1 protein-coding gene is annotated in these 1,373 nt (G+C 38.6%); it reads right to left on the reverse strand.

The annotated features are described in order from the left end of the window. The coding region (locus C3Z13_RS11780; protein WP_281258796.1) for an ESPR-type extended signal peptide-containing protein at positions 1-1,154 on the reverse strand (1,154 nt) is incomplete at its 3' end. Between the last annotated feature and the right edge of the window lie 219 nt (positions 1,155-1,373).

The following is a 1,373-nucleotide window of genomic DNA, read 5'->3' on the forward strand; positions in this document are numbered from 1 at the left end:
AAAGATTCTTGCCCATTTACATAGTTGTGATTACCAACAACTCGGCTCGCTGTTGCTTGAGCTGTAAGTGTATTATTATTACCAAACACCCCTGAGTTATCTACAGAAATAGTACCGTTTTCATTACCCATACTATGGGTACCAGAACCTGTAATAGTTGTTGAAATACCAATTGCGCCAGAGTTTGAGCCTCCAACCACGTTACTATTACCAATAGAAATTGCATTATTTGCCATTGCTTGGGCATTAATACCTACAGCAGTTGCATTTGTAGCCGTCACCAGTGCTTCTGAGCCAATCGCGATAGAGTTTTCGGCGCTCTTTGTCGTACGAGCACTAGCTCCAAAGGCAATAGAACGCTCACCTAATGCCTGAGTGTTAGTTGATGCGTCATAATTAGTTATGCGAGCTCCACCTTCATCTACTCCTCCAACAACATCAGCACTACCAATTGCAATTGCTCGATGTCCCGCAGCTTGAGAAGATTGTCCTATTGCCAAGCTACCTTTACCCGAAGCCCAGGATACGTTACCAATTGCCATTGCATAATCATTGGTTGCAGAAGATTGGCGCATCATCGCAAGAGAATTGAAACCTGAAGCACGAGAAGCAGTACCAATTGCAGTTGCACCTGTATGACTACCAATAGCATAAGGCCCTAACGCAAAACTCAATGCGCCAGATGCTTTTGAATAATCCCCTATTGCAACTCCTGAAGATTCGCCAGGTACATAATTACTCTGTGCTGTTGCCATCGCATTGGCACCTGTACCAATCGCAATACCGTGAGCCGCTGGCAACAAGCCTGAATATAAGCCATTATCATTAGCTCTTGTAGGATCTAAATAACTCAAATTGCCAGGGTTCTTGTAATCTAATGCCGTATCTCCCACTTGATCAGACGCTGCACTATTGGATATACTCACAGAACCATTTGATGTATTACTAATAGCTACATAAGCATTTGCTATTAAAGGAAAACTTGTTAATACACTTAACGAGATTAAATTAAAGAAAAAGTTTTTTACAGTTCGTAGAGGTTGTAGCGAGAAATCAACAAAAGTGCTTGATTTACCTTGCCGAGATGCTAATTCTGAAGCTACTATCCAATTTTGTTCAGCGTAATTCCAAATAATACGAAATATTTTATTCATAATATATAATACCTATTTTGAGTTGCAAAAAACATCCATTTAAAAAATAAATACATCCAAAATTCAAGTCGTGGATAATAACATGGAATCAGCACATTACTAGGCAATATAACGTAATTAATTGTAAATTTTATGTAAAGTAAAAAAAGCATTAAATGTTAAAAAAAAAGGGGCTGTAGTAGATTAGCAACAATGCTATACTACAAAAATGAAGATAAC

Source organism: Avibacterium endocarditidis (genome assembly GCF_002921145.1).
Classification (GTDB): domain Bacteria; phylum Pseudomonadota; class Gammaproteobacteria; order Enterobacterales; family Pasteurellaceae; genus Avibacterium; species Avibacterium endocarditidis.